This is a genomic window from Ruegeria arenilitoris (assembly GCF_013030985.1).
GTDB classification, from domain to species: Bacteria; Pseudomonadota; Alphaproteobacteria; order Rhodobacterales; family Rhodobacteraceae; genus Ruegeria; species Ruegeria arenilitoris_B.
The window spans coordinates 49,849-72,843 of sequence record NZ_WPYP01000010.1 but is presented as its reverse complement, the minus strand read 5'-3'; the positions used below and the strand labels follow the sequence as shown (position 1 = coordinate 72,843).

General features: G+C 58.0%; 12 protein-coding genes and 1 pseudogene. 6 read left to right on the top strand and 7 right to left on the bottom strand.

Going from position 1 to position 22,995, the window contains the following annotated elements:
- A complete protein-coding gene (locus GOX88_RS18640) occupies nt 1-819 on the bottom strand; it encodes a SapC family protein (protein WP_170405299.1) in 819 nt (272 codons plus the stop codon).
- 58 nt (nt 820-877) lie between these two features.
- The gene (locus tag GOX88_RS18635) at nt 878-4,768 is read right to left on the bottom strand and encodes a beta strand repeat-containing protein (RefSeq protein WP_254443360.1); all 3,891 of its coding nucleotides are present in this window, start codon (nt 4,766-4,768) and stop codon (nt 878-880) included.
- A gap of 156 nt (nt 4,769-4,924) precedes the next feature.
- Here GOX88_RS18635 and GOX88_RS18630 point away from each other — a divergent pair, with 156 nt between their 5' ends.
- Nucleotides 4,925-6,964, top strand: coding sequence for a beta-propeller fold lactonase family protein (locus GOX88_RS18630; protein WP_170405296.1), 2,040 nt, complete (start codon nt 4,925-4,927; stop codon nt 6,962-6,964).
- A 15-nt stretch (nt 6,965-6,979) separates the two neighbouring features.
- On the opposite strand, the gene GOX88_RS18625 is transcribed toward GOX88_RS18630, so the two are convergent.
- A complete protein-coding gene (locus tag GOX88_RS18625) occupies nt 6,980-8,296 on the bottom strand; it encodes an HlyD family type I secretion periplasmic adaptor subunit (RefSeq protein WP_170405294.1) in 1,317 nt (438 codons plus the stop codon).
- Nucleotides 8,286-10,016 (bottom strand): type I secretion system permease/ATPase, encoded by a 1,731-nt coding sequence (locus GOX88_RS18620; RefSeq protein WP_170405291.1) that lies wholly within the window; start codon nt 10,014-10,016, stop codon nt 8,286-8,288. The genes GOX88_RS18625 and GOX88_RS18620 overlap by 11 nt, the downstream gene beginning before the upstream one ends.
- Nucleotides 10,017-10,334: 318 nt before the next feature.
- Here GOX88_RS18620 and GOX88_RS18615 point away from each other — a divergent pair, with 318 nt between their 5' ends.
- Entirely contained in the window at nt 10,335-11,669 is a 1,335-nt protein-coding gene (locus tag GOX88_RS18615) for an SWIM zinc finger family protein (protein ID WP_170405289.1), read from the top strand.
- Nucleotides 11,666-14,371, top strand: a complete 2,706-nt coding sequence (locus tag GOX88_RS18610; RefSeq protein ID WP_170405286.1) for a DUF6493 family protein — start codon at nt 11,666-11,668, stop codon at nt 14,369-14,371. Before GOX88_RS18615 ends, GOX88_RS18610 begins: the two co-directional genes overlap by 4 nt.
- A 47-nt stretch (nt 14,372-14,418) precedes the next feature.
- Here GOX88_RS18610 and GOX88_RS18605 read toward each other — a convergent pair whose 3' ends face one another.
- Together GOX88_RS18605 and GOX88_RS18600 are read right to left on the bottom strand one after the other, a co-directional pair.
- Nucleotides 14,419-15,732: a hypothetical protein gene (locus GOX88_RS18605; RefSeq protein ID WP_170405284.1), complete on the bottom strand. Its 1,314-nt coding sequence runs from the start codon at nt 15,730-15,732 to the stop codon at nt 14,419-14,421.
- A gap of 1,533 nt (nt 15,733-17,265) precedes the next feature.
- Nucleotides 17,266-17,727 (bottom strand): annotated as a pseudogene (locus GOX88_RS18600) (IS110 family transposase); the annotation flags it as partial.
- A gap of 71 nt (nt 17,728-17,798) precedes the next feature.
- On the opposite strand from GOX88_RS18600, the gene GOX88_RS18595 reads away from it, so the two are divergent.
- Nucleotides 17,799-18,287 carry a GNAT family N-acetyltransferase gene (locus GOX88_RS18595; RefSeq protein WP_170405282.1) on the top strand — a complete coding sequence of 163 codons (489 nt, stop codon included), beginning with the start codon at nt 17,799-17,801 and terminating at the stop codon, nt 18,285-18,287.
- Between the two features lie 1,077 nt (nt 18,288-19,364).
- Entirely contained in the window at nt 19,365-21,425 is a 2,061-nt protein-coding gene (locus GOX88_RS18590) for an adenylate/guanylate cyclase domain-containing protein (RefSeq protein ID WP_174826181.1), read from the top strand.
- 40 nt (nt 21,426-21,465) lie between these two features.
- Here the strand turns inward: GOX88_RS18590 and GOX88_RS18585 are convergent, their stop codons facing one another.
- Nucleotides 21,466-21,768 carry an SH3 domain-containing protein gene (locus GOX88_RS18585; protein WP_170405279.1) on the bottom strand — a complete coding sequence of 101 codons (303 nt, stop codon included), beginning with the start codon at nt 21,766-21,768 and terminating at the stop codon, nt 21,466-21,468.
- A gap of 200 nt (nt 21,769-21,968) precedes the next feature.
- Here GOX88_RS18585 and GOX88_RS18580 point away from each other — a divergent pair, with 200 nt between their 5' ends.
- Nucleotides 21,969-22,469, top strand: a complete 501-nt coding sequence (locus tag GOX88_RS18580; protein ID WP_170405276.1) for a methyltransferase family protein — start codon at nt 21,969-21,971, stop codon at nt 22,467-22,469.
- The last annotated feature ends 526 nt before the right edge of the window (nt 22,470-22,995 follow it).

Below are 22,995 nucleotides of genomic sequence, written 5' to 3'. Positions count from 1 at the left end.
TCACACCCCTCCGGTTCCGAGGACATCGTCATTCTGCGCGTTGGCCATTGCACTAAGGAAACCGGAAATGTCTGAATTTTCGGTGTATTTCTGTTGTGAGTTTTGCTCTGCCAACTGTTGTTGCGCCCGTGCCAGCCATGCGAAATGGCAACGCGAGATTTGGTGAGCATGGATCAGCAGAAACGCACCCGAATCGAGCAGTTTCAGTTTCTCAGCCTGAGACAGTTTCTTTAGCCGTAGGGGTGAAATGCCCAATGTCCCGGATGGCAGAGTGATTTCATCGTGGGATTCTGCGGGTTCAAATAGCCCCATGGCCCTGAGTGTCTGGCACAGCTCAAGAGTCGTCTCGTGGGCCGCAACGCGGGTTTGAAGATATCGCTGCACGTCGCGCAAAGCAGGCGACAGAATTCCAGCCAAGTCAAAGAAGGGCTCATCTCTCGGATTGGTGCTGAGCAGGCCAGATGTTTCATCCACATTCAGTTGAAACAGGGTCGATCCGTCGGGCGTGTTTTGTCCGAGGGGCTGTGCTTGAAAGGGATGGGAGCGGAGCTCGGATGGGACATAAGTCGCCAGCCATCGTCCTTCCTGAGAAACAAAGGGTGTGGGCATATCGTCTTTCAGGGACAACACGGCCCTGGGTTCGACGCCCTCGCCGGTTTCCCTGAACACAATCGGAAAGGCCGCGGCTATTTGCGGAGCTTCCTGCAATACAATTGCGCAATCAGCGCGATTGGTTGCAAATTCATAAGAGGTGAAACGTTTCCAGTACTGATGACCGTGCCGTGCAGCGGTGACTGGAACCAGGCCGTTCTGTGCCATTATTGCCCCATTTTTTGCTATGGCTGCCGATCAGAGAGACCGGCAGCCACTTTGGTGATCAGGCGGTTGCCCCGGTGGGATCGGTGTGCAGGATGTTGTCTGCGCTCAGACCGGTCAGGTCATCCAGGCCGGTGAAATGCGCGACAGTTTCAACAGATGCTGAGTTCGGAGCGCTGTAGTCGACTTTGACCAGCACACTGTCAGTCCCGTCCGTTGCCATAACGTAGATTTCGTCACCTGCCTGAAGCCCGGTAAAGCTCTCAACCGCGGTTTCGATCGTGCTTTGGGACAAATCGCCCAAAGCCGTTGTCAAACCAACAACACCGGTATCGGCACCGATCGCATCGCCAACGGCCAGAGTTTCGAAATCTGTTCCGTCACCACGAAGGGTTCCGACGCTCAGGCCGCTGAACATGATGGCATCCGTCACCTCGGCGGCCGTGCCGATTGTGAAACCTGTCACCGTATCGATACCATTGGCCGCCGGGTCTGCCTCGAACACGACAACGTCGCGTCCTGCGGCCGAAACATCAATCGCATCGTTGCCGTCCTGCCCGCGGATGATGTTGTCCACATTGGTTGCGACCAGCGTGTCATCACCGTTGGTGCCGAGTTGAAAGACGGAATGCCCTCCAACAGAAGTCGTGATCGACAGCTCAATGGGTTGGCTTGCATCGACGACTGTCATGTCGAAGCTCATCAGGGGTTGGCTCAGGTCTGTAATGGTGGTCGAGGCACCGGAGAAACGGATCAGCGATGCGCCATCCGGATTGGCGAAGAAGCCAAAGATACCGCCATTTGGGGTCTCAGAGCCGAGGTCGTAGGTCGTTACGGAGGGATCGAAACCCAGTTTCACGTCCAGGGCGAGACCGCCAGAAATATCCATGTCCGAATCGGCATAGACCTCAAAGGTGGCCGTGTTCCCAGAAATCCCGGTCTGAGTGATTACATAGCCCGCAGGTTCGTGCGCGGTGTTCTCGTCCGTCGCAGTTACAGGGTCCGGCCCGCCGGAGACCGTAGCATTCGCCGAGAAATCAAGGGCGTCACCCGAGTCGATTCCCGAGAAATCCGAGGCCGCGACAGCCAAAGACCAGCTGCCGTCTGCCGCCACAGTCGTGCTGCCAATCGGGCTTCCGTTGAGGGAAACATCCACCGTCTGGCCAGTGCTCAGACCGGTTGATGTTCCCGAAACGGTTACGCCGGATGCCTGTGCGTCAGCCAGCGAAACAGCGTTGTTTGTGCCGACGGGGTTCATGGTCAAAACCGGTCGGAAATCTGTGGTCAGAGTGGTTGTGGCCGGTATTGCCGGGTTCCCGGCCTGATCGCTTACACTGGCCGAGATCGGATAGCCGGTGCTGTCTGACAGGGCGGCCAGATCTACGGCTGGAACAGTGGCTGACCATGTACCGCCAGAGGCGACACCGGAATAGGTCTGGCCGTTCAGGGTGACGGACACGGTTTGCCCGTCCTCGGCACTGGTTGCCCCCGTGATCGTCAGGTCGCTGCCTTGCTCGGTCACGTCCAGTTCGGAGCCCACGGACAAGGGATCGAGTGTTACGGTCGGCGCCGTGAAATCGGTGTCAAAGCTTGTGCTTGCCCCTGCGCTGTTGCCTGCCGGGTCCGACACCGACGCGTCCACGTCATACGACACGCCATCCTGCAGCGCGCCCAGGTCCGAGGCCGGGGCCGTGTAGCTCCAGGTGCCGCTGTTGACCGTGGCGGTGCCTGTGACATCCACGGTGCCGTCGGGGCGAGCGATTTCGATTGTCACCACCGTGCCATCCGCCGCGTCAGAGCTGCCGGTTACCGTCAGGTCTGTGCCCTGTTCCACAGCGTTCATGACCGCACCGTCCGACAGGTTTGTGATGCTCACTGTCGGGGCGGTGAAATCGGTGTCAAAGCTGTTGCTGGCCTGAACTGCAGGGTTCCCTGCCTGGTCGGTCACATCTGCGGTGACCGCAATGGTGGCCCCGTCCGACAAGGCTGCCAGATCAGCGGCAGGCACGGTAACGGACCATGCACCACCGGATGCAGCACCAGTGTAGGTTTGACCGTTCATCGAAACGGTCACGGTCTGGCCATCCTCGGCGCTGGTCGAACCCGTGATGGTCAGGTCGGTGCCCTGCTCAGCCGCGTTCAGCACGGCACCGTCCGAGAAGCTGTCGACCGACAACATTGGGGCGGTCGCATCTTTGGCCAGCGCTACGTTGGCCTGAGGGGCTGCCAGACCATCCGAATCTGAAACGTCCGCTGAGACAGTGAAATTCCCTCCGTCCGGCAGGGAGGCGAGATCGGCGGTTGGGACTGTCACGCTCCACGTGCCGCCTGTGACGGTATCGGTATAGGTCTGGCCGTTCAGGGTGACCGTGACTTGTTGGCCGTCCTGCACATTGCCGGTCGTGCCCGAGATCGTCAGGTCGGAGCCTGCTTCGACAGCGTTCAGAACCGCTCCGACGGACAAGGGAGAGATGGCGACGGATGGGCCTGTCAAATCAACCGGGACAGAGGCCGAGGCTGGAACAGAAGCGTTGCCTGCCGCATCGGAAACAGTGACGTTGAATGCGGCGGGCACTCCGGTCACCAAGCCAGTCAGATCAGCGCTGGGGATTGTCACGCTCCAAGTGCCGCCCGTTGCGGAGGTCGAATAGGTTTGACCGTCAAAGGTCACGGTAATGGGCCGACCATCGACAGCCGTGGTTGATCCCGTCAGTGTCAGGTCGGCGCTGACATCGATCAATTCAATCGACCCGCCGGCAACCGGGTCCAGCGAAACTGTCGGAGCGGAAAAATCCGTATCAAAGCTGGCACCGGCTTGCGTGGCCGGGTTACCCGCCTGATCGGTGACGTCCGCAGTGACGGCAATCGTTGCGCCGTCCGGCATGACGGCCAGCCCTGCGGCAGGGACCGTTACACTCCATTGTCCGCCGGTAACCGTGCCTTCGTAGATCTGCCCGTAGATCGTGACGGTGACGGTCTGGCCGTCTTCCGCCGTTGTCGTGCCAGTGATGGTCAGATCCGTGGCCTGTTCGGCCGCGTTCATCACCGCGCCGTCGGAGAACCCCGTGATTGTCAGGGTCGGGGGGGTGGTATCCACATCGAAGGCGACCGTCTCAGACGACAGTTCCGCACCCGTGGCATCCAGATTGCGGATCGTCACGGTTTGCTCGCCCTGCGGCAGGGCTGCGGCTTCGGCGGGAGTCAGCGAAATACTCCAAGACCCGTCAGCTTCGGGTGTCACGGTCTTGGTGACCGAGCCGATGGTTACCTCGACCGTTTCCGTACCTTCCGGTGCGGTGAGGTTCATGCTGGCGCTGCTCAAAGTGTTGGCTTGCGAACCCGCGAGATTGAGAACGGGATTACTGGGAGCAGGCGCAGGCGTAGGAGTAGGTGCGGGGGCAGCATCGTCTCCTCCTCCACCACCACCACCGGCAGCAGCAGCGGCACCCGCCAGACCCAGCCCACCCAAGGCGGCCCCGGCTCCACTGATTCCTCCGGCGGCAGCAGCGCCGCCCGCTTCGGCTAGGCTGAACTGGGCGATCTCGGATACGACGCCCTCGGCAATCATGACCGCACCGCTGTCCAGCACCTGCACATTTTCGGCGGCAACAACCAGTTTTCGGCCATCGGCCAGTTTCAGAAGAACGTCGCCATTATCCAGCACCTTGACCGAGCGCACCCCGGGGATCGTTTCCGCGAACTGGAAGGCATAAAGCTCTTCGACAGTGGCCTGAGCCAGTGCGGGCAGAGCCAGGATTGTCGACCCGAGCCCACCGGCAATGCCACGACCGGCCCAACGGCGCATTTTGCCGTCGATCCACCGGCGAATGTTCTGCTTACGCTCGAAATCAGGCTGATCCGCAGCTGGATTGATCTTGGATTCAGGTTCTTTGGTCATCTTGCCCTCACATGTGGTTTCCGCATCCGCCCGAGGGGTCCAGGTTTTGTTCATCTGTCTTTCCCTTCGGTGACTCATGCGGTCGGACCAGAAAAAATTGAGTTAAACTGAAGCCGAACTCCTCGTTTTCTCCACATTCCCGCTTTGGTTTCGGACTGGGCATCGGATCATCCTGTAGTCGGTGCCAGATTTGGCGTGGGGTGATTTGATATGGTGCTTCAGTTCGAAGGAGTGGTTGCAACAGGGAGCGCAGCGCTCGATTCAGGTATCGGCGATACGGCTTTAAAAACGCTTAATGGCGAAACGTATCTGTACAGCGTGACCGGCCCGGGCGGTGGAATCACGGTGTGGAAGCTGGTCGAGGGCGCTCTGCCACAGTTGCAGGACACCGAATATTTCAGCGGTTCGATCACGTATCAGGTCGGCGACAGCGCCATGCCCGTGTCGCTGGCCGGCGACGACCAACTTGTTCTGGATGTGGGCACCGCAACCGGGCTGGTCGGGTATGAGCTGAACCCGAACGGGACCGTAGGTGCCTTGCAGGAGACCGATTCTCTGGTCGGTGGCGGTGATATCTCGGCCCTTGTTCAGTTTGGGGATGTTCTGACCATCGCGCATGAGGGGACAGGGCAGATCGCGACCTATACCGTGAACGGGGATGGGTCACTGAGCCTGGCGGCATCGGTCGCAGGGCAGGCTGATTCGATGCAGGTGCTGCAGGCCGGGGCGGGCCATTTCGTGATTGCGGCCGATGCCGTTAGCGGCGCGATAAGCACTTACAAGGTTGATCAGGACACCGGTGCCTTGACCACGGTCGACAACAGCGACGCGCTGGCAACACTGGGGATCGCGACGCCGACAGCAGTTGAGGTGGTGCAGGCTTATGGTCAGTCCTGGGTTGTTGTGGCAGGAGCGGACAGCAACTCGCTCAGCGTTATGGAGCTGGCGGCTGACGGACGTCTGATTGCAACCGATCACGTTCTGGATTCGCTGCATACGCGGTTTGAAACCGTGCAGGATCTGGCCGTGGTCGAGGCTGACGGGCATGTGTTTGTCGTGGCGGGCGGGGGCGATGACGGTGTTACTCTGTTTACCCTGACGCCGAACGGCCAACTGGTGCATTTGGACAGTTTTGCCGACACCGTGCACAGCGGCCTGCAAAATGTCGAAACGCTGAGCGTTGCCCATGTCGGGGACGAGCTGCAGATCCTCGTCGGTTCGCAACAGGACGCGGGGCTGACGCAACTGAGCGTTTCGATCGATGATCTGGGTATCGTGCAGTCAGGGTTCGGTACGGTTACCGGGTCGGCGCAGAACGACATACTCAGCGGCAGCATCTTGGAGACCACCCTGATGGGCGGGGCAGGGGATGACATTCTGGTGGCAGGAGTCGCGGCGACCACGATGCATGGCGGAACCGGAGCGGATATCTTTGTCATGCAATACGGCAGTGATCCGACGACGATTAACGGCTTTCAGGCCGGTGTCGACCGATTGGACCTGTTCGACTATCCGTTGCTGCGCACGCCCGGCCAGTTGACGTTTACCGCGACCGCGCAGGGGGCGCAGATTGAATACATCAACGAGGTGATCGTCATCAATTCCGCGACCGGGGGGCCTCTGACCAGCGCCGAAGTATTCGGAACGGGGTTTGGCGGACCGGATCACATTCCGGTGGATTTTGGGGATTTTGGCGGGTTGAAACCGGACAGTTCGGACGGTGTTTTGGGCGATATCTCGATCAGCTCTGAGACCGCGAATCCCGGCCTGTCTGATGCCGAGATCCTCTTTACTCCGGACGGTGGCGGAACCATCAGTGTGCGCGCGGATGACGAAGGGCGTTTCGATCTGGGTTTGCCCTCGGGCACGTTTGAGGGCGAGTTGGATATCGTCAAAACCTATTCGCTGGCCAGTGACAAAATCTCGGCGCTGGACGCCTTGCAGGTTCTCCGGCTCTCGGTCGGGCTTGACCCGACATGGGGACCGGCGACGCCGGAAAACCTGATCGCGGCAGATGTTAATCAGGACGGCATTGTGAACGCGTTCGACGCTTTGGCCATCCTCAAGATATCTGTCGGCCTGCCAGCCGAGAAAGATGCGGAATGGGTGTTCCTGGACAAGGATGCGGACCTGTCGGGCATCACGGAAACGAATGTCAGCTACGAAACGGGTGTACAAGTGACGGCAGTGGACAACGTGATTGCCACAGACATGACCGCGATCCTGCTAGGGAACGTCGAACAGGTCTGAAATCCGCTGTTGCTGCTACTCGCGGAAGGCCCGGTTGAAATAGTCGGCCAACGGCTTGATCAAATAGGACAAGGGGCTTCTTTCGTCGGTTTTGATCATGGTTTCCACTGGCATCCCCGGCATCAGCGCCTGACCGTTCAGTCGCTCGATCTGGTTGTCTTCGGGCGCGACCTCGGCGCGATAATAGGTCTGACCGGTGTTGTCATCGGTGAAGGTATCCGCCGAAACGGTGATGACGCGGCCGTCAATCTCGGGCGTTTCCCGCTGGTTGAAGGCGGGAAAGCGCAGTGAGACCGGCTGACCGATATGCAACTGATCCACATGGATCGCGTCCACGCGTGCCGCCACCAGCAGCGGCGTGTCCTGCGGCACCACATACATCATTGGCTCTGCCGGCTGAATCACAGACTGCAACGCAAAGACCTGACTGCCGTAGACCGTTCCGGCGACGGGCGCGCGGATATCCAGCCGCGACAGCCGCACGTCCAGAGACAGGCGACGCTCGGCCAGTTCCGAGATTTGCGTCTGCACATCCCGCAATGCGGTGATCGCCTCTTCGCGCCGCGTCGAGGTCAGTTCGACAATCTCGATCTCGGTGGCCGAGATCTGGCCCGTCAGGCGCGCGACCGCAGCCTCCAGACGGCCAATTTCGCCGGTCAGGCTTGCCTCTTCCCGCTGCAGGGCCGAAACCCGGCTGGCCGGGGTCAGGCCGCGGTCAAACAGGCTCTGCTGGTCCTTCAATTCGTCCTGAATCAGCTCAACCTGACGCCGCAGGGATACAAGTTGGGCCTCGGTGCCTTCGATCTCGCTTTCGATCTGGATCCGCTGTTTGCGCAGCTGTTCGGTTTGTTGGGTCAGGGTCTCCAGACGGGCCTCGAAAAGGCGCTGCTGGCCTGCAATCAGGTCAGGGTCGATATTGTCCTGCTTTTGCACATATGCCAGTTGCGCCGCCAGGGCTTCGGCATCTCCGCCGTCGCGTTCAGCCTCAAGACGGACCCGGCGGGCCAACAACTCAAACAGCTGGGATTCGACGATGGTCTTTTCCGAAGACAAAAATGTATCGTCCAGACGCACCAGCAAGTCGCCGTCGGTCACCGCGTCGCCATCGCGGACATAGATCTCGCCCACGACGCCGCCATCGGGATGTTCGACCACTTGACGATTGCTTTGAACCTCGATGATCCCCTGCGAGACAATGGCCCCGGCCAGACGAGTTTGAACCGCCCAGACGCCCAGTCCGCCGACAAGAATGATCAGCGCTGTAAAACCGACAAAGGCCGGTACCGTGATCCGCCACACCGGGCGTGTATCCTGAGCCGTCTTATCCTGCATCTTTTTTCACCTGGCTGAGGCCCCGTTTGATCGCGCCGGCGTTCTGCACCATCGCAGCCAGTACCTCGTCCCGGCTGCCGGTTTTCACCACCTGACCGTTTTCGACAACCGCCAGATCATTACATTCCGAGATCGCCTGCGGCCGGTGGGTCATGATGATGGCGGATTTCCCGGCCTCTTTCAGCCCCCGAACAGCGGCGTTCAGCGCCTCGGTTCCTTCGGCGTCCAGGGCCGAGTTGGGTTCGTCCAGAATCAGCATGACCGGGTCCCCGTACAGGGCGCGCGCCAATGCGATACGTTGTTTCTGACCACCGGACAACTGGCTGTCATTGCCTTCCAGAAACGTGTCGTACCCCTTGCTGAGGGTCAGGATCAGTTCATGCGCCTTGGCTTTCTTCGCAGCGGCCACAACGGCTTCGGGATCGGGGTTTTCCGACATACGAGCGATGTTCTCGGCCACCGTTCCGTTGAACAGGGTCACTTCCTGCGGCAAGTAGCCGATATGCTGACCCAGATCGGTGGGATCGTATTGATCCAGCGTTGCCCCGCCCAGCCGGATTTCCCCTGCCGCCGGTCGCCACAGGCCCAACAGGGCCTTGGCCAGCGTCGATTTTCCCGACCCGCTTTTGCCGATGACACCCAGCGCGCGACCCGGTTCAAGCCGCAGCGTGACGTTTCGCAGGGTCGGTTTGTCAGCGCCCGGCGGGATGACGGTCAGGCCCTTGGCGGTCAGATGGGCCTTGGGTACGGGCAGTTTGGTGCGCGGCAATTCGGGCGGGGTTGCATCCAGAAACCGGTTCAGCGAGGTCCAGGCCGTTCGGGCGCGTTCGACCATCCCCCATTGACCCACCGCCTGTTCGACAGGTGCCAGTGCGCGGCCCAGCAGGATCGATCCGGCGATCATCGCGCCGGGCGTCAACTCGTTGCGCAGCACCAGCCAGGCGCCAAGCGCCAGCATCGCCGATTGCAGGAACAACCGCAGAGATTTGGTCAGCGAGGTAAAGCTGCCAGTCCAGTCGCTGGCGGCAATGGTCTGGCGCAGGGCGTTGGTCCGCTGACGTTGCCAACGCTGGGTAATGTCGTCCTGCATACCCTGTGATCGCACCACCTCGGCGGCCTGTCTGGCATGTTCCGAAAAGGCGTTGGCCTGCGCCGAAGCCCGTTGTGCCGAGGCCACCTTGCGATGCGTCAGCCCCTGGTTCAGCAGTGCAATCACGATCAGCAGGGATCCGCCTGCCACGGCCAGCCAGCCCAGCAGCGGGTGGAACAGGAAGATCGCCGCCAGAAAAACCGGAGTCCACGGGATATCCATCACCGCCAGCAAGACAGGCGAGGAACACAGGTTCTGAATCGACTCGAGATCGCGCAGTGCCGTTGCCGGTGCAGATCGCGCCTGCGGGAAAAGTGACCGGCGCAGGGTCGCATCGAACACACGTTCATCCAGTTGCGTCTGGAAGCGGGCCCCGAACCGCGCGACGATTCTGCCGCGGGCATAGTCCAGCATCGCCATAAGCGCATAGAGCAGGGTCACCAACAAAAACAGTGCCGTCAGCGTTTCCACGGCGCGCGAGCCCAGCACCCGGTCATAGACCTGCAACATGAACAAAGGCCCGGTCAGCATCAGGATGTTGACGAATATGCTGAACAGAAACGCCAGCGCCAGAAAGGTCATGCCCTGATTGCGCACATTTCGCAACTCGTGGCGAGGCGGCATCATCATGCGGTTTTCGATATTCACGTACGAGGCCTTTGGTAACGGTTCGTCTTTTAGTCTAGGGCGTTTGCGGTGGGGCGCATCCTAAAACTATGGTGCGGTGCTGAAAATGCGAGAGTTGATGGATCGGCGAAAAGTGACTTGCCGTCAAGCCAACGATCGCCGGGTGGGCGTCTGGACGCTCGAGTAGTGCCCGAAACGAGACCCATTGTGGTGCCCAAGAGGATCGCGGCAAGGGGCCTCATTGTTGACACCTTTACCACGTCAATCTGGTGCCAAGATCATTGATTAGTTGAGCATTGCACCATTTTCAGGAAGGCCGGAATGAGCGCAGTTGACCACGTTTACCACTATGCGGGCTGCTCTTCTCTGGTCGGGCAGGATCACGACCGCTCATTGTTTCTTGTTGCGGATCGGATCGGCAAAAAAGAGCCGCAAGCTTTTCTGACGGCTTTTGCGAATGAGCCTGACGTGACGGCCAGGGCCTTGCGGGCGGTCTCTGAAATCGTGGGGTCAAGGTTCTATGTTCCGCCATCCATGTTGGCGCGGATACTGCGTGAGGCCGATCCCGTCGCGACCGTTGGCCCGACAACTGTTCGGTTCGAAGGCTTCTCGGCCTGTTGCAGCGCCTATATCCGTCTGGACATCGATGAAGGTGCTCTTGAGGTCGTACATCGTGCCAAAGGGACCACAAACGTGGACTTCGGGGCCCAGCTGCGGGCGTTGTTGGCGCAGACCAAGCCGGACAGCCGTCTGGAGATTACAATTGGCCCGCGCGCGGTTGGACTGGCGCATGAGCGGGCCAGTGTTACCGAGCGCAAAGTGCCGCTGCCCGTGCGATGGATCAAAGGCTTTGGCGAAGTGCAGGGGCACCTGTCGGGAATGGAGAAAGCGTTCTCGTTGCCGCCCGTGTCGGCGCAGCGGTTCCTGCGAAGCTTGCCGCGCTCGAAATCGGACCATCGGGTTTGGGTCGCGGCTACAGGCCCGAGGGTCAGAACCACGACCCGTCCGGCGCCGGGCAGTGTGCCACTGCGCGGAGGGCATCGCCTGCGCGTGTTCGAAACACTGGTGAGTAGGGCCAAGGCTCTTCATGTCTATGGCAATCCTGCGTTGCAAAGCTCGGCATGGGTGCTTGATTTTGGATCACAGCGGTTGACCCTGGTGCTGAATGCCGAACCCTGGCGCGGGTTTTCCGGCGATGGCCGATTGCTGTCCGATCTGGCGCGGAATGAAGCAGAAATTGCCGCCATGCGGGCGCAGTTGAACTGGCAGGACGGGCTGAACCTGTCCTCTTTGGCCCGTTACACCGGCCTGTCGCAGGAGCAGGTCAATATGGCCATGTCGCATCTGGCAGCCTTGGGCCTTGTGGGGTTCGATCTTGCTCATTCCGCCTGGTTTCACAGGGTTCTTCCGTTTGACATGGACCGGGTCGAGGCAATGAACCCCCGTCTGGAAGCGGCCCGGAACCTGGTGGATGCCCGGGCGGTCACACTTGAACAGGGCGGTGCCGAGGTGATCAGCGATGCGGCGGTTCACCGTGTGCGTTTTGGGGATGGCGCTCCGAGCTGCACCTGTCCCTGGTATGCCAGACACAAAAACGCGCGCGGCCCCTGCAAGCACATTCTGGCCGCGGAAATGGAAACGGAGCGCTTCCAGTGACCGAAGCAGAATTCCTCCAGCTGATTACCACAAAGCGCGCCCGTCACGTGCTAAAGGCACTTGCCGCCATTCCCGAAGCCGACCGTCGCGCCTTTGCCCCGATCGCTCTGAAAACGCAGAAAGCGTATGACAAAGCGTATTGGGATGCCCAGTTCAGTGACAGGAAACAGGTCTCGGATTTGGCCAAGGACGGCGATGCGCTTGGTGTCGCTGTTCTGGCGACGGCGCGCCCATCCGAATATAGCTGTGGCGACTGGCGCATCCTGCCGCAATCGATCCCACTGACGGATGTTTTTGGCGCGCTGAACCTCAGTTGGATGGACGATTGGGCCGTGGCGGCGGTCGAAGACAACCCGCGCCTGATCGAAGTCGTCCATGCGCTGTATGCTCAAGGTCAGTGCAATATCCCGCAAACGGACGCCTACATACTGGGCTACTATGCCCATCAGGCGGCCATTCCGGAGCCCGCGCGCGACCGGTTTCTGACGCATGATGTCTGGCGGTTCTTCGAGGTTGAAGGCGGCGGTGACCTGAGCCTTGCCGCACATGACAAATACTGCGGGCCGGGGGCATCCTGGTCAGATTTCCTGATCGGCCTGTGCGACGACGGCACATTGGACCGAGACCGGCTGCTGGACGCCTCACTGGATGCGCTTGAACGGGATTTCGGACAGTTTCGGGCCGGGTGGTATTCGCGGTTTCACGCCGGTCTCTGTCCTACGGACGCAGAGATTTCGCACCGGACCGGGCGGTATCTGGACTTGCTAGCCAGCTCTGTGCCTCCGACCGTGGCTTTTGCGTTGAAGGTGTTGAAACGGATCGACAAACTGAACGGGATTGACCCTGCCGCGCTGCTGGCGTCGATCGACCCCGCGTTGCAAGGCCGCCAGAAATCCAGCGCCGTCATGGCGTTGCAATTGCTGAAAAGCTGCGCCAAGCGCCATCCCGACAGGGCATCTGACTTTGCTTTGATGGCGGCGTCGGCCCTGATTTCCGAGGCCGGAGATGTGCAGGCAAGGGCGCTGGACTTGATCGAAACCTTGGGCCAGCACTCGGTACCTGAGGTTCAGGACAAGTTGCGTGATTATGCGGAAATGGTTGCTCCGACCGTACGGGGAAGGCTTTCAGAGATTGTCGGAGGCAGTGAACCGGCCCCGTTGCCTGACGCGGATGATCTGGTGGCCCGGGTCGAATCCCTTCATCCGGTGGCGTCGGTCGAAGAAGCCGTGGCGGTATTTCTGGAGCTTTTGGAAAACGGCAGCGATCCGTTTTTGACGGAACGCGCATTTGACGGTCTGGCGCGGTTCGGGGCGGCGGCTGGTCCGCTGTTGTCACCACTGGCGAAACGGGCAACCCAGTTGAGGAACCGCGTGGTGCAAGACGCTTTCGGCGGGGCAGGGAATTTCGAAAAACCAATTTTGGCGACCGCGCTGGCATGGGCCAATGGGAAGGATGTCGACACTGAACTGCAGCCGTATCATACGCCAAGGTATTCCGGGCACACGCCGCTTGTGATTGATCGCAACAGCTTTGAAGGGATGTTTGCAGCCCGGGCGCAAGAGCTGCTGGCTTTTGTGCAGGAAGGGTACGCTATACCCATGCTGTCGGCACCCAGTGACAATCGCGGGTTTCTGGCCGCGGATCAGTTGATTGATCGTCTGGCAGAATACCGAAAGATCGGCGTCCCGCCGGGGGGCGCGGATTTCAAACTGGCCCTCATGCGTTTGGCACCCGAAGGACGTGACACCGCTCGGAACGACCTGAAGCCGCTGTCAGAACAGGAACGGGCGCTGGCCTATGCGCTGGGGGCCGACCTGCCGCCTGAGACGGATAAGCAGCTATGGGCGATTGCGTGGTCTTCGACCCTGCCGTTGCAAGCGGACCCACGCATCGAAAACCTGATTGGCGGACCCGTGCCGGGCTTGGGCCACCCGGCATGTTTCGAGTTCTACGCGGATATTCGGCGCATAGATCAATATGCCTGGCCGAGACCGAAAATCCGCATCACGCCCCGAATTCCCGATGATGTGGATGCCGCATTGGGTTTTGCCCTGCCTGCAAAATCCGAGCATACTTACATGAGCGATCCGGGCAGCAGCTGGATGATGCTCCCGAACCCATGGGTTGGGTTAGCCCGTCCCGCGCATACCGAGTTATTCTTTGCCACCGGTATCTTCGAACTGGAACTGGACCAGAAGCTGACCAACCACCATTGTCTGACGTTCCTGGACCCGCTTTTCCGCCCTGATCCCAAACCCGGACCCATGGCGCACGCAATGCTCGCTTGGTATCTGGCCAGCGCCGACGAGGGCGTTGGAACGACAACAACCGATGCAATGGCCACATTGATGGATCAACACGTGTTCGACCAAAGCGCGTTTGCATCCGCCGCACATTCGCTTGTGTTTCACGCGGGCTTGCCGCTGCGCCGGTGGACCAAGCGAATGGCTCAGGTGGCCGGAACATCCAACGCCCACGCACGGGCGGTAAAATCTGCACTGGCGGGTATGATGGTCGATTTGCCGCCAGAGCTTCCGCGCGACCTGGGCGGCATTCTGGAACTGCTCTACGAGCTGTGCGTGGCCTCTGATGAGGCGGTTGGGCCGCCGGACGTTCAGGCGGCTTTACAGGCGATCAAGGCCGGTGGAAAAATGGGGAAGTTCGCACGCAAGCTTGCTGTCTTTGGTCAAACTGTGCATTGAATCCCTCTTTGAACGCGCCGGAAAACCGGGGTGCGGCTGTAGAAAGTTTACTGGTATTCCGGGCTTTCCAGATCGTGGCTCACGCGGGCATAAGCCTGTGCCATTGCCGTCAGAGTATGCGGGGGGCAGCCGATCTGTTTCAGGCAAGAGGCGTCAATGACTCGCAATTGTCCGTCAAAGGTGGATTTGACCACATCATCGACGGCGCGCCGGTCGGCCCCAAGGGTCAGCCGGTGATAGTGAAACCCCTGTCCCGGCGCGGTCTGGCCCAGCTTGCTGCGAACACCATGGGCGACGAGCCAATCCAGAAAACGCCTTAGCTTCGAGTCGGGTTCCTTATCCAGGGTAGGGGTGGCCTCGGTCTGGCTACCGGTGGGATTATGCCGAAACTGGACCTGCGTTTTCGGGGTCCAAAGACGGATCGGTTGCACGAAATCAAAGATCCGTCCCACCCGGCGGCCGCGCAATCGGGGACCCAGTCCGAAATTGGTCGTCAGCAGGCTGATGGGTGCCTGCGATACCGCATAGACCGAGGCGAACAAATCGCAGCGTCCCCCGTTTTTCAACGTGACCGTCAGGGCGTTGAAATTACCGCTGTTGGCATAGCTGTGCGTTGGCCCAAGGATGCGGTCCAGCCGGAAACAGTTGATGGTATAGGGCGCGTGATCGCGAAATCCGATCTCTGAGACATTGGGAATGCTGCGCGCCAAGGTGGTCGCCGTCCCCAAAACACCGGCGGCCAGAAATACGCGGCGCGCCCGGACCTGCGTGCCTCCGCCAAGGTCCAGACGCAGAACGCCCTGTTCCTGTTCGATCCGCTGCACGCGCCCGGACATAACTTCGACACTGGGGATCTGTTGCAGCCGCTTTTCGACCGCAAGTGCCATCGCGTTCAGCTGACTGCCCGGTGCGTCCTTGGTTCCGACCAATAGGCGCGGTACGCTGGCCTCGAAATCGCTGTCCAGATTCTGCTGCCGGGTGCCGCCGATCACCTCGAGATCAGCCTGCACCGTATCACAGGCGGTCTTATACGCCTTCCAGGTTTCCAGAAATGGGCCTTGCCCCCACGGGTCGTCGCTGCCGTAAACCTGAAGCTGTTTGCCCCAGTAATTGGCAAGGCCGCCCACTTCGGCCGCTGCATACATGGGCGGCGCGTCACCGGATACGGGCATACGGTCCGCCAAACAGGCCGGTTTTTGTCGTTCGAACGCCACCGAAACCACCTTTGCAGGCCCACCCTGCCAGGGGTCGGGTGTTGCCCCGGTGATCACGGCCAACGACCCCGAAAACCCCCGTAATGCGGTCAGTGCGGCATAACCGGCAGGCCCTGCGCCAATCAATGCGATATCAAAAACACGCATCACTCAGCCTTTTTTGCCCCACAAGAACAGCCGTGTGGGGGCAATCGTGGTGAATTGGTATTCGGAGAGATCTCTGACGCCTTGGCGCGCCCGCGATCAAACACTTGGCCGGATTGGAGCACTGTATGGCTGAAGGATCGGTACTTTGAATTCTGAGCCAGACCGATTGGGACAAAGCTGGGGGGACGGCGTTTTTTTTGTTTTGCATTGCAGGAAGAACCCTCCGCCAAAACTGCCCCAAACAACGAGGCCCTCATTAAAACTTCAACACAAATAAAAGGCCGGGTACGCAAACGAACGTGAGGCCAAGCAGGAGAAAAACTGAAACTGACGCTGCCCTATCTTAAATCAGACGCAGTGCAGCAAATGTGTAAGTTCGCTCCTTTTTTGTTTGAGTCCTTGTATGAAACTACGCCAGTAGAGTTGCGCTAATCAAGCATGCGCTTTTCTTCCTGCATATTCTTGCCAACCGTATGGTCCGCTCGGTGTGATTAAATGCGAACCATGACTTAACGCATTCGGTAGGTAATATCTGGAATTTCAGTATGGAACTTTGCTTGGCTGCGGAACCTCTGCACTTATCAGGTATGCCGCTAATTCGACACCATTAAACTCAGTATTTAGGAGGTGAAATGGACAAGCAAATCAAAGCCATGTTCCGGGAAGAGGCGCGCAGGATCGTCTCCAATGATCGCTGCGCCCGGAAGTATGGAGCCCGAAACAACCTACCGGGTGACAAAACTAGCGCACTGGTCTCAGCTTACAAACTTGGGCCTGAACACTGAGAAAAAGCAGACGCACCAAACCCGAACTGCCGAGCAATGACGCCTCTGTCGCCTGGGAACTTGTCCCACCCACATCCCGATCTATCCTGAGGTATCTGACATTCACCTACATCAACCGAGGGGTTAAAGCCTCTTTCACGCCGAGTGAACTTCGGGGGTATTCAGACCCTGCAACAAGGCGACAAAGGTGGGCGTGGGTAGATCAAGGCGGCAATCGCAAGAGGGATGAACACAGCTTTGCCACCAAAGGGATCGGCCCACTCATGCGTATGGAGCTTCTTGCACCGAAAGACGGTGATAAAAACCATCTGATCCTTACGCCCAAAGGCGATTCTACCTGCTGACTCTATGGGAACCGATCAGACCGAAATGATCCAATGCTACCGATCCAGAGCATGTGAGGTTAAAAAAGGAAGGACTGAGAGACTTGGGGGCAGTTCAGGCTCGCGATATCCATGCCGCCTGCCTTAGTCTGCCCTGGAGCTTTGCGTTCGTAGTGAATGTCTTGTGTGGATGGCTCCTGCATAGCAAGACTTTTTTGATCTGAATTGCGCATTTGTCAGAAGCAGTCGTATGTCCGGCCTGTTTATGCGGCTTCGACCGCTGGCCCTGATGGGTTCCGCAAACCAGGTCCCTTACGGCAAAGCGGGCTGTATCGCCCAGGACATTCGGCGGGGTGTCCTGGCTTTGGCGGCTGACTTATGCACCATCATTTCGCAGGTCTTGCTAACTCGTGTTTCTTTTTTCCTCAGGCCATGTGTGGGTTGTAAGGTGTGTTGCGTGTGAGAACGGCCCAGACGATCCGAGCCGTCTTATTGGCCATTGCAATAGTGGCGACGCGCACAGGTTTACGTTCGAGAAGTGACGTCAGCCATTTGCTAGCGCGCTCTGGATGTGATCGGGTCTGCCTGACCAGCGATGTCATGCCAACGACAAGCAGTGATCTCAAGTATTGATCACCCATCTTGGTGATCTGTCCCAATTTCTCTTTGCCGCCACTAGACTTGTTCGCAGGCGTCAAACCGAGCCATGCTGCAAACTCGCGACCATTTCTGAACTGGTGGCCGTCTCCGATGCTGGCGATAATCGCAGAGACCGTCACCGCTCCAACGCCAGGTATTGTGCGCAGCAGTCTTACACGCTCGTCCTCCTTAGCAACCTGCTGCAAACGCTTTTCATACCATCGGAATCTATTGTGGAGACCCAAAACAGCGTGCACGCGCCTGCCGACGTCTGCTTCGAGGCCATTCAATCCGAAGACAATTGTGCTAGTTTTCCGTAATGAAAAGCGCGAAACAATTCACGTTCCGCAGCGCTACGGCTGCCGATCTTGAACTGCTGCTGGATTGGCAATCCCGTCCTCATGTCCGAGAATGGTGGGATTCTACAGAGCCCGGTGAAGCCAAGGATTTCGATGACACGCGGGTGGCTAGGTGGATAGTCGGTTTAGCCGATCAACCCTTTGCCTATATGCAAGACTATTCGGTTCATGGTTGGGACGATCATCATTTCTATGATCTTCCGAAGGGTTCGCGTGGAATTGACCAGTTCATTGGCGAATTGAACATGACTGGAAAGGGGTACGGCCCGAGCTTCATAGCCCAAAGGCTTAAGAGACTTTTTGAGGACGGCGCTCCGGTAATTGCCACTGATCCGCACCCAGAAAATGTCCGTGCGATAGCTGCATACAGAAAAGCAGGCTTCAAGGAATTGCGACGCGCCGAGGAAACTCCCTGGGGCTTGGTTCTTCCTATGGTCGTCTACCCTTAGGCGGGTTAACCCGAGCGACAACCTCGCCCGCACTTCGGACCTCCGTCGGACTTCCGGCTTCGCTCGCGCAGCGAATGTCTCCTTTGACGGGCCGCACCGCAGCGACGGTGATCAAGGTCAATGGCAGCTTTTCTAATTGGGTTTATAGGTCAAGCTCGTTTTCCTTTGTCAGTTGGGGCGTTCGTCGCTCATCCGGGTCACGCTTCTCTTCGCAGTCTGGTTGATGTCTCGTGGGACATCGCGGCACGCATATGTCGGATTGGCAATGGAGAGCCTCGCTTTGGGACTATTTCATCGAAGCTACCATGCTGAACGGTCTTGGGCAGGCGTAGTCCAAAGATCTTCAAAAGACCCCGAACTTCGTTCGCCAGATCGATTGTCTTGTTGAACAAGGCTTTGCGGCAACTCTGCAGCGCTCGAATACCATGCGCTTCTCGGCTCTTCATGTAGACCGGGCTGAACCAGCCAGTTCGCAGGGTATGAGCAATGCCGCGGGCATCGTTCTAATCGGTCATGTTCCGCATCGCAGACAGGGCGGCACTGACCTGGCGAGCCTCCATACAGACAACATCAAAGCCATAATTCGTGAGACCGTAAAACAAATGCTGACTCATAGTGCCGGCCTCGAAGCCGATCCTTGCAATCGGGTAAGCAAAGCTCTCCGGACACTGGGCGATTTCAACGACGTCACAGGCCAGCTCACGCTCATATGCAACGCGACCCCTCGCATCAACATTGCACAGCGCACATGATCGCAGGGACGCATCCAGCCCGGCAAATTATTCCATCGTCCTTCTCCCTTGTTCACAGATTTACTGTGATCCTATCGGGAGCTCGACCTCGGTTCAGGGTCCGCCCAATTGCGCATGCTTTGGGCCACACAATCACCTGCGCGAAGCATCTGGAAGACTTCGTAGGTCAGATACAGCATGTAATGTTAAGGTGTCTGCTTCGCCAAAATCCACGGCTAGCACCTAACAGATACGTGAGAATTCGGGATTGGATCTAAGAAAGCTTTGCCCTCTTGGCAGTCGCAATTCAATACTTAGGCACATGACGTTGTTGTCGGAGGTTTAGTTGCGATTCAGCGTAGGCATTGCTGTGTCAATTCTGGTGGCTGTTTCTATCGGGGTATCGACGGTTATCGTGCATTCCCTGTGGTGGAGAACAGCGCGCGACAATAGCCGTATGCTAGCGGCTGAAATCAACGGCCAGATTGCAAATACCGTCCGCATCGAGGTGGGCGTGACCCTAAGGTCGGCCGAAGCCGCTTGGGCAGCCGTTCGCACTATCTTTGTTCAGAACGTCATCACGACACGGCAGGCCGACAAGCGAGAGTTTGTTTTCCTGTCACAATTACAGGCACAGCCGAATATCTCATGGATGTTCTTTGGCTGGCCGGATGGGAATTTTTTTGCATCACATCGCTTAGGTGACGGCGGGCTTGAGATGATGGAAATCGATAAAGGAATCCGGGATCGAATGCTGCGGAAAGACCGCTACATCTTCATTCCCGGTGACATCCAGTTCGAAGAAAGGACCTTTACCGAAACATCCTATGATCCGCGCGATCATGCCTGGTTCGAAAACTTCATGGGCCTCAACTTCGCCGGGTGGATCGAAGTGCGCGACCTTCCAGATAGTGACAAAACCACTTACGCCTTTGCCGGTCCGATAGACGTCAATCGAAAGCGACAAGGAGTTCTGGCCGTTGCGATCGAAACGGATCGTTTGTCACGTTTTCTTGCCACGCTTGCACCTGGCGAGTTTGGCGCGGCATTCATTCTGAACGCTAATGGCAAAGTCATTGCAGTACCCGATCCTAAAGCGGATGAGAGTACTCCGGCGCGCATGGGAGAGGGCAAGCTCTACGAAGCAGCTATGATCTCAGGTGAGAGGCTATTGGCTGACCCCCAAACGAATACCCCAGGCACTTTGACGAAACGCATCGTCATCGACGGCGTGCCTTATGCGGTGGCGCTGACGCCACTTGGGTTTTACGGCTGGCGCGTTGCAACAGTCATACCTGAAGCTGCCTTTCTTTCGGGCATCAATGCAACGCTGATCAACCTGATTTACGTGTTGATAGTTGTGGTGGTTTTCGCAACTGGGCTGGCGATCTGGCTGATCCGCGGAGTTGTGGCAAATCCGTTGGCGCGCATTGCCGAAGACCTTGGTAAAATTGAGCGCTTTGACGTCGATCAGATTGCGCGCAGACCCTCCAACCTGTCTGAACTTGCCAATCTTTCTGCAGCAACTGCCAGCATGGCGGCAGGCCTGTCTGCGTTCCGAAAGTATGTGCCCACTGATCTCGTGCGAATGCTGGTTGCTGAGGGTATCAAGATACAGCCGGGCGGAGAAATGAAACAGATTTCCGTTTTGTTTTGTGATGTTGCGGGGTTCACCGGTCTGTCCGAAAAACTCGGCCCCAAAATCGTCCAATTGATGGAACCCTTTTTCGGCGCGGCCTCAGCCGCCATCACTCAGAACGGTGGAACGATCGATAAATTCATTGGCGATGCTGTGATGGCGTTTTGGGGGGCGCCGCGTAATGATACCAATCACGCTGAAAATGCCTGCCGCGCTGCGTTGGACCTTGTCGCTGCAGTGGAAGCGTCCGAAATTGAAGATGAGGACGGCAACCCCCTGCGCGTCAGGATCGGGCTGAACAGCGGTGAGGCCCTGGTCGGAAACATCGGCTCGGAACAGCGTCTGAATTACACCGCGATTGGTGATGTTGTGAACGTTGCCAGTCGGTTAGAAGGTGCCAATAAAGATTATGGTACGCTAATTCTGATCGGGCAGGAGACGAGACGTCAGGCTGCCAATTCGATAGTGGTCCGTGAACTGGACACGCTTATCGTGTTCGGACGGACCGAAGAGCTGGTCGTCTACGAACTGATCGCGATGCAGGATGGGTTTGATGGATCCCTAGCTTGGATTAAGTCGTATGAACAGGGGCTTGCACACTATCGGGCTGGACAGTTTGAAATGGCTGTTGCAGCGTTTGCGGCCGCTGACCAGGCGCGAAACGGGGACCCCGCCTCAATTGCAATGATGGCCCGCGCCCAACACTTATTGGACAGCCCACCAACAGAAAACTGGCGAGCCGTTTCGAGAGCCAGGAAAAATTACTAGATTACATTCGATCAAGATTGGGCGCTTCGATCTCGGGGTTTCAAATTTTTCGCAAGTATGCCCAAGAGACATACCCCTTGAGCCCACGAGCGCGCTCCAAGGAAACGCGGCACCATCGGGTGCCACCGGTTTGCTCGCAACTGTGAACTCGTAAGGCGGTTCCATTTGGCAGACCAACAATCACAACGTAGCCTGTTCCAGGCCCACCACGCATTTTCAGCATGTCACCGTCTTCGACGCCAAATACCTCGTATCGTCCGAGCGAGGCGGCGGCTGCCGGTTCAACGTTCATGATGGTCCCTAGGAACAATGCCGCCAGGGGTAAGAAGATTGCATTGCGCATCGCGATGTCCTGCTTGTTGCCTCAACTTAAATCGTAGCAATTCAGGTCACCAAAATGAACAACTTCAAGACAGAAATATGAGATTTACCAAAGCTTCAAAGGGATGATTGTCGCATCAATGATTTCCGCAAATGAAAATTAAGTGCGACGCGATCCCGGTGATAGACAAGATATGATAAGTCTACACCATGTTTTGGAGAATGACTAAAACAGTGCTTATCCTCCCCGGAACAGCGCTGATTTACATCCCGATTTTGATCCAATGGTTCAGCGAACGTTGGCCATTTGGCGCAAGTGTTGGGACGCGCCTCCATTGGGCTGTGGCGGTGATGTTGGCAGTCCCCGCGCTTGTTTTGGCCGCCTACACGATGAAGCTGTTTGTTCATGAGGGGCATGGGACTCCTGCACCGTGGGATCCACCTCAAAGATTTGTGGTCAGTGGACCTTATCGCTTTGTACGCAATCCCATGCTTTCATCGGTCATCCTGATGATATTGGCTGAAGCCGTGGCGTTGAACAGCCCGCTCCTGCTCAGCTGGGCGCTAGTGTTTTTTCTCCTCAATACGGTTTACTTCATATTCGTAGAAGAACCGGGGTTGGAACGACGCTTTGGCAAGGAGTACCTACAGTACAAGGCGGCGGTGCCAAGATGGGTTCCAATGTTGCGGCCGTACGAGCCCCCAGGCACCAACAGCAGTTGAATTACTTGTTCTTTTCAGTGTGTGAATTCACAGGAGACCAGATACTACCTGGTAATGAAAATCGGTCTGGTGAAGCAGTACCGCCGCGCTGGGTTGAACGGTGAATGTCTCCTATGGGCCTTGAGATCCAGGGGGGCAGGCAACAGCACCGCCTGCCTGAGAAGCATATTCGTCTTATCACGCGGACGCTGTCCTTTGCCGATGGGCCGTTCTGCGTGATCAGTTATTGGCGGGGCAGGAGGTCTTTCTGCAATAGCGCCAAGGATTGGAATGAACCCACATCTACCACTTTCTGCGCCGCAACGAATGTTGGCTTTCTTGGCCGCGTCTCAATACACGACACCGTGCGTACGTTCTGAGAGAGCTTCAATGGTGGCGATTGAACGGCCAGGCGTTCTACTGGCTCCGGGATGAGCATTGTGCCCTTGTCTGCAGCCTTTTCAACGCGGCGCCCATTCGCCAATCTAAAATACTGAGCGTTCCTCGGGATCAACAAACGTCACGAATTTCGATTTGGTCATGCCTG